Source organism: Cupriavidus sp. 05T313, from assembly GCF_056396665.1.
Genome location: NZ_JBFTLX010000366.1, coordinates 1 through 6,797 on the forward strand (window position 1 = coordinate 1; position 6,797 = coordinate 6,797).

Annotated in this window: 6 protein-coding genes; 4 read left to right on the top strand and 2 right to left on the bottom strand. The window is 63.7% G+C overall.

From position 1 onward, the window contains the following. On the top strand, positions 1-547 hold a 547-nt coding region (locus AC1DKD_RS38845), incomplete at its 5' end, for a substrate binding domain-containing protein (protein ID WP_477144526.1). 321 nt (positions 548-868) lie between these two features. On the opposite strand, the gene kdgD is transcribed toward AC1DKD_RS38845, so the two are convergent. Further along, complete coding sequence (gene kdgD / locus AC1DKD_RS38850) at positions 869-1,783, bottom strand: 5-dehydro-4-deoxyglucarate dehydratase (RefSeq protein WP_441636065.1); 915 nt, start codon at positions 1,781-1,783, stop codon at positions 869-871. A gap of 463 nt (positions 1,784-2,246) precedes the next feature. Here kdgD and AC1DKD_RS38855 point away from each other — a divergent pair, with 463 nt between their 5' ends. After that, positions 2,247-3,602: an MFS transporter gene (locus AC1DKD_RS38855; RefSeq protein ID WP_441636067.1), complete on the top strand. Its 1,356-nt coding sequence runs from the start codon at positions 2,247-2,249 to the stop codon at positions 3,600-3,602. A gap of 57 nt (positions 3,603-3,659) precedes the next feature. Beyond that, positions 3,660-5,222, top strand: a complete 1,563-nt coding sequence (gene garD / locus AC1DKD_RS38860; RefSeq protein WP_477144527.1) for a galactarate dehydratase — start codon at positions 3,660-3,662, stop codon at positions 5,220-5,222. A 25-nt stretch (positions 5,223-5,247) separates the two neighbouring features. Here the strand turns inward: garD and AC1DKD_RS38865 are convergent, their stop codons facing one another. Further along, entirely contained in the window at positions 5,248-6,279 is a 1,032-nt protein-coding gene (locus AC1DKD_RS38865) for an NAD(P)H-quinone oxidoreductase (protein WP_441636071.1), read from the bottom strand. 151 nt (positions 6,280-6,430) lie between these two features. Here AC1DKD_RS38865 and AC1DKD_RS38870 point away from each other — a divergent pair. Beyond that, positions 6,431-6,797, top strand: a 367-nt coding sequence (locus tag AC1DKD_RS38870; protein WP_477144528.1) for a LysR family transcriptional regulator, incomplete at its 3' end; no start/stop codon positions are given.

Consider the following 6,797-nt stretch of genomic DNA (forward strand, 5'->3'; position numbering starts at 1 on the left):
CCTGATTTCCGCCGAGGTGGATGTGGCGCTGAAGATCACCTCCCTGCCGCCGGAGGACCACGTGGCGCGCAGGATTTGCGGGGTAGGCTGGTGCCTGTGCGCAGCGCCGGCCTTCCTGGCTGAGCATGGGCCAGTGAGCCGCGCCGAGGATCTTGGCCATTGCGACCTGATTGCGCCGGCATCGCTCGGGCGGCGCTTTGATCTCAAGCTGAGACTGGCCGGCACGCCGCTGATCCTGCGGGTCGCCCCGCGCATCCAGTCCGGCGATTATCCCTTCCTGTTCGAGTCGATGATGGCTGGGCTTGGCGTTGCTCTGTTGCCGCGCTATGCGGTGTGGCAGCAGATCGGCCGCGGCGAAGTGGTGGAGGTGTTGCCCGAATACGAACCCGAAGGCGTGGGCGACAGCATTTACATGCTGACGGCGCCGAACCGGTTTCCCACGCTGGCCACCCGCACCCTGATGGATTTCATCCGGGCGCGGCTGGAGAGCCAGGCGGGCAACTGGGTTGGGCGTGGGGCCGGTGGGGAGGCCGCGGCCGCTCGATAGGTTGGCGGCTCACACCAGCGAACGTGCACCGGATGGGTTGCCCTGCTGGCGCCTTGCGGCGCCCAGGAAGGCCGGCGCCACGCCAGATCCGCCTGCCGGCGGCGTCGCGCAGCGCCGGCAGGCGGATCTGGCGTGGCGAGCGGCGGATGCGGTGGCGCGGGCGAACATAACATGGAGGTCCTGGCGGAACTGGGCCTGGCCGGGGATGCGATCTTGCGCTGGCACGCCACAGGCGTGGTCAGGTCCGCTTCCCCGGCATCGCCCGGGTGACTGGCATGACTAACGCCGGCGCTGACGCGCCGGCGTAGCTCTGCGGTCCTCTTACTGCGGGCCCAGCTTCTTGATCAGCGCGTCCAGCATCGCCAGTTCCTGCTCGTCCAGATCGGTCAGCGGCGCGCGGACCGGGCCGGCGTCGTGCCCGACCAGCTTGGCGCCGGCCTTGACGATGCTCACCGCGTAGCCTGCGCGGCGGTTGCGGATGTCCAAGTAGGGCAGGAAGAACTCGTCGATCAGGCGGTTGGTGGTGGCGTGGTCGTCGGCCGCGATCGCGCGGTAGAAGTCCATCGCCGTCTTGGGGATGAAGTTGAACACGGCCGAGGAGTACACCGGCACGCCCAGCGCCTTGTAGGCAGCGGCATAGACTTCGGCGGTGGGCAGGCCACCCAGGTAAGACAGGCGGTCGCCCAGCTTGCGGCGGATACGTACCATGTTCTCGATCTCGCCCACGCCGTCCTTGAAACCGATCAGGTTGGGGCAGCGGTCCGCCAGGCGTTCCAGCATTTCCGCGTTGATGCGGGAGTTGCCGCGGTTGTAGACGATCACGCCGATATGAACCGACTTGCAGACTTCCTCGATATGGTTGGCAATGCCTTCCTGGCAGGCTTCGGTGAGGTAGTGCGGCAGCAGCAGGATGCCCTTGGCGCCGAGACGCTGGGCTTCCTTGGCGTAGGCAATGGCCATGCGGGTAGGTCCGCCGGCGCCGGCCAGGATCGGCACCTTGCCCGCACAGGTTTCCACGGCGGTGCGGATCACATTGGAATAGTCGTCCGGCGTCAGCGAGAAGAACTCGCCGGTGCCGCCGGCGGCGAACAGGGCCGTGGCGCCGTAGGGGGCCAGCCATTCGAGGCGCTCGACGTAGGTCTCGGGACGGAAGTTGCCTTGCGCGTCGAAGTCGGTCACGGGGAAGGAGAGCAGGCCTTGCGAGACGATCTGCTTGAGTTCTTGTGGTGTGGTCATGGTGGCTGGTCCTGAGCGCCGCAAGGGCAGGGTTTAGGGCAGTGGCTCTGGTGCTTTCCGGAGGTCCGCACATTTTCGAGATACGTCATCGTACAAGTAGGCTGGCGATTGTGCAAGTGGATTTGTTTGGCACCAGCAGGGCGCCGCACGAAATCCCGATGGCCTGCCCATGAGCGCCGGGGTCATGGCAAAACGCTGCAAAATACCTGGGCCGGCCTGAAAGCTGCTTGAAAGCTAGCTTCGAACAGCGTGCGGCCGACATACCGTTGAACGCGCAACAAGAGCGCGCATCGATTTTCCACAAACACTTCACCTCGGGTAAACACTGAATGCTGCGTGAGAAACCCGTTGCCTATAATCCGAGTCATACGACGACATATCACGCGGCCATGAAAGCTTCGGGATGGCCGGTAGCCGGATAAGGGTGCCGCCCATATCCGTCGCGGCCGGCGCCGGAGACCCCATGAATCCAAGCAATACCCTCAGCGTGGCCGGGCAGGCCACCCGCCGCAGCAATGTCCGCTACTGGATCCTGCTGATGATCTTTGTGGTGACGACGGTGAACTACGCCGACCGCGCCACGCTTTCCATCACCGGTCCCGCGATGCGGGCGGAGTTCGGCTTCGACGCCGTGCAGATGGGCTTTATCTTCTCGGCTTTCAGCTGGGCTTATGTGATGGCGCAGATCCCCGGCGGCTGGCTGCTCGACCGCTTCGGCGCCCGCCGCATCTATGCCTGCAGCATCTTCCTGTGGTCGTTATTCACGCTGCTGCAGGGCTTTATCGGCGCGTTCGCCACGGTTGGCGCTGCCGTCACCACGCTGTTCGTACTGCGTTTCGCGGTGGGCCTGGCCGAGTCGCCGGCGTTTCCGGCCAATGCCAAGGTGGTTGCCAGCTGGTTTCCCACGGCCGAGCGCGGCACGGCTTCGGCCATCTTCAATTCCGCCCAGTACTTTGCCGCGGTGCTCTTCACGCCGCTGATGGCCTGGCTGACCCACGCGCTGGGCTGGCACCATGTCTATCTGTGGATGGGCGCGCTGGGCATGGTGCTGGCCGGCCTCTGGCTCAAGGTGGTGCGCAGCCCGGCTACCCATCCGGGGGTGAACCGCGCCGAGCTGGAGCATATCCGGCAGGGCGGCGGCCTTGTCGAGATGAGCGGCGACGCCGGCAAGAAGGAGCAGGAACCCGCGGGCGCCCGCTGGTTCTATGTGCGCCAGTTGCTGTCCAACCGCATGCTGCTGGGTGTGTACCTGGGCCAGTATTGCATCAACGTGCTGACGTACTTCTTCCTGACGTGGTTCCCGGTGTACCTGGTGCAGGCGCGCGGCATGTCGATCCTGAAGGCGGGCTTCGTCGCGTCGCTGCCGGCCATTTGCGGCTTCCTCGGCGGCGTGCTGGGCGGCGTGATGTCCGACGGCTTCCTGCGCCGCGGCTATTCGCTGACGGTGGCCCGCAAGGTGCCGATCGTCGCCGGCATGCTGCTGTCGGTCAGCATGGTGGCCTGCAATTATGTGGATAGCGAATGGCTGGTGGTGGGCTTCATGGCACTGGCCTTCTTCGGCAAGGGCATCGGCGCGCTGGGCTGGGCCGTGGTGGCGGATACGGCACCGAAGGAAGTGATCGGCCTGGCCGGCAGCATCTTCAATATGTTCGGCAATATCGCGGGTATCGTAACGCCAATCGTGATCGGTTATATCCTTGCCACCACCGGTTCCTTCAATGGCGCGCTGGTGTTCGTCGGCGCCAACGCGCTGGTGACAGTGATCAGCTACCTGGTGATCGTCAAGGAAATCAAGCGCGTAGAACTCAAGCATCCCTGATGGCCATGCCGTGTTGCGTGGCCAGGCTACCGGAAGCGTTTCGCAAGGAAAGAGAACATGTCGGTTATCGATATCAAAGTAGAGCAAGTAGGGCAGTCCGCCGGTTCGCAGCCTGGCACGCAGGCGCAAGGCACCCCGCTGTATATCCGCATCCATGAGCTGGATAACGTGGCCATCGTCGCCAACGATGGCGGCCTGCCGGCGGGAACCGTGTTTCCCTGCGGACTGACGCTGCGCGAGCGGGTACCCCAGGGCCACAAGGTGGCGCTGGCGGACCTGGCGGCCGGCGATGCGGTGGTGCGCTACAACGTGGTGATCGGTTATGCGCTGCATGACCTGCCAAGGGGAAGCTGGGTCAATGAGCGAGTGATCGAGATGCCGGTGGCGCCCGGACTGGACGACTTGCCCATCGGCACCCGCGTGACGGCGCCGCTGCCGCCGCTGGAGGGCTACACCTTCGAAGGTTTCCGCAATCCGGATGGCTCCGTCGGCACCCGCAACATCCTCGCCATCACCACGACCGTGCAATGCGTGTCGGGCGTGGTGGAGCATGCCGTGCGCCGCATCAAGGCCGAGTTGCTGCCGAAGTACCCCAATGTGGATGACGTGGTGGGCCTGGAGCATACCTATGGCTGCGGCGTGGCCATCGATGCGCCGGATGCCATCGTGCCGATCCGCACGCTGCGCAATATCGCCCTCAACCCCAACTTCGGCGGCACCGCGATGATGGTGAGCCTGGGTTGCGAGAAACTGCAGCCCGAACGCCTGATGCCGCCCGGCACCATGCCGGTACAGACCGGCGCGGGCAGCGTGGAGGTTGGCGTGGTGTGCCTGCAGGACGACCAGCATGTGGGCTTCGAGAGCATGATCGACGCCATCATGGCCATGGCGCACACCCATCTGGCCAGGCTCGACCAGCGCCGCCGCGAAACCTGCCCGGCCTCCGAACTGGTGGTTGGCGTGCAATGCGGTGGCAGCGATGCATTCTCCGGCGTGACCGCCAATCCCGCCGTGGGGTTTGCCACGGACCTGCTGGTGCGCGCGGGCGCCACCGTGATGTTCTCGGAAGTCACCGAGGTGCGCGACGGCATCGACCAGCTCACCGCGCGTGCCGCCACGCCGGAAGTGGCGCAGGCGATGATCCGCGAGATGGACTGGTACGACCGCTACCTGGAAAAAGGCCGCGTCGACCGCAGCGCCAATACCACGCCGGGCAACAAGAAGGGCGGTTTGTCCAATATCGTCGAGAAGGCGATGGGCTCGATCGTCAAGTCGGGCAGCACCGCCATCACCGGCGTGCTCTCACCCGGTGAAAAGCTCAGGCAGAAGGGTCTGATCTACGCCGCCACGCCGGCCAGCGACTTTATCTGCGGCACCCTGCAACTGGCCGCGGGCATGAACCTGCATGTGTTCACCACCGGCCGCGGCACGCCGTACGGCCTGGCCGAAGTGCCGGTGATCAAAGTCGCCACCCGCAGCGATCTCGCACGCCGCTGGCACGACCTGATGGACGTGAATGCGGGCCGCATCGCCACTGGCGAAGCCACCATCGAGTATGACTCGAAACCCAGCGATTTGCTTTATTTTTGTGCCATTGGACTCACTTCAATCCCGTGTTAGTGGCCTGAAACCGGCAAGCCAGGCTTCAGCCAATGAGATCGGCACCTGTCGTAAGGACAATCTTCCCAAAGTGTGTGCCGGAATCGATCAGTTCGTGAGCGCCGCGAGCGTCGGCAAGCGCAAAGGTCTTGTAKACAACCGGCTTGATCTTGCCGCTCTCGATGTGCGGCCAGACCTGCCGCTCCAGTTCATTGATGATGGCCGCCTTGTCCGCGGATGTGCGCGATCGCAATGTCGAGCCCATATGCGTCAGACGCTTCGTCAACATCGGCAAGACGTTGAGATCCTTCGCCGGCCCCTTGATCACGCCCACCTGGAGGATCCGTCCGTCCATGGCTGCGGCGTCATAGTTTCTAGCCACGTAGTCGCCGGCAATGATGTCGAGGATCACGTCGACGCCTCTTCCATCGGTAAACCGCTTCGCCTCGGTGACGAAATCTTCCTCGCGGTAATCTATCGCGAGGTCTGCACCTAGCTCCAGGCTTGCCTCCCGATGCGCCTGCGAGCCAACTGTCGTGATGATTTTCGCTGCGCCGAAAGCCTTCGCCAGCATGGTCGCCGTGGTACCGATACCTGACGCGCCGCCATGGATCAACACCGATTCGCCGGCAACCAGCTTGCCGCGCTGGAACAGGTTCAGCCATACCGTCATGAACGTTTCGGGCATTGCCCCCGCTTCCACCAACGTCAGGCCTTTGGGGATATGCATCGTGTTGCAGGCGTGCGCGACTGCATATTCTGCGTAGCCCCCACCGGGAATCAATGCACACACCAGTTCGCCGATCCGGAATTGGGACACGTCGGGGCCAACGGCAACCACTTGACCTGCCACTTCCAGCCCTGGAATGTCCGAAGCGCCGGGGGGCGGATCATACAGCCCTTTGCGCTGGAAAACGTCTGGACCGTTCACGGCAGCTGCGTGGATGCGGATCAGAACCTGATCGGCGGCCGGCATCGGCACCGCGCGCATGGTCGGAACCAGGACCTCAGGACCGCCGGGCTGTTTGATCTCAACGGCCGTCATGGACGGCGGCACATGATAAGTTGAAGCAGACATGGATACCAATCCTTCTATAGATGAGGCTCGATTGATCCGGGCGGATCATTGAACGAGGAACTCTTGCGTTCAGTTTAGGCCTCGACGCTGATGAATATGTGCAGCATTATTCAATCTGACAGATGCAAATTTGCATCATGAGGGCGGCACGATGAACTGGGATGACGCGCGAGTGTTTCTCGCGGTGGAGCGCGAAAAAACGCTCCGTGGAGCGGCCAGGACGCTCAACCTCGATCAGGCGACGGTCGGCAGACGGATCGCGGCACTAGAGCATGCCCTACGTGCAACGCTCTTCCTGCGCACCTCTGGGGGTTACGCGTTGACCGCCRCAGGCGAGGCCGCGTTGAGATCGGCGGAGAAAATGGAACACTCCGCACACGAACTCGTCAGACGAACTCAAGGCACGGATACACGGCTTGCGGGGGACGTAAGAGTCACCAGCACCGACTCGATTGCGCTCGAATTCCTGCTTCCCGCCATCGAACGCCTGCATGCTGCGCATCCCGAAGTGCGCATCC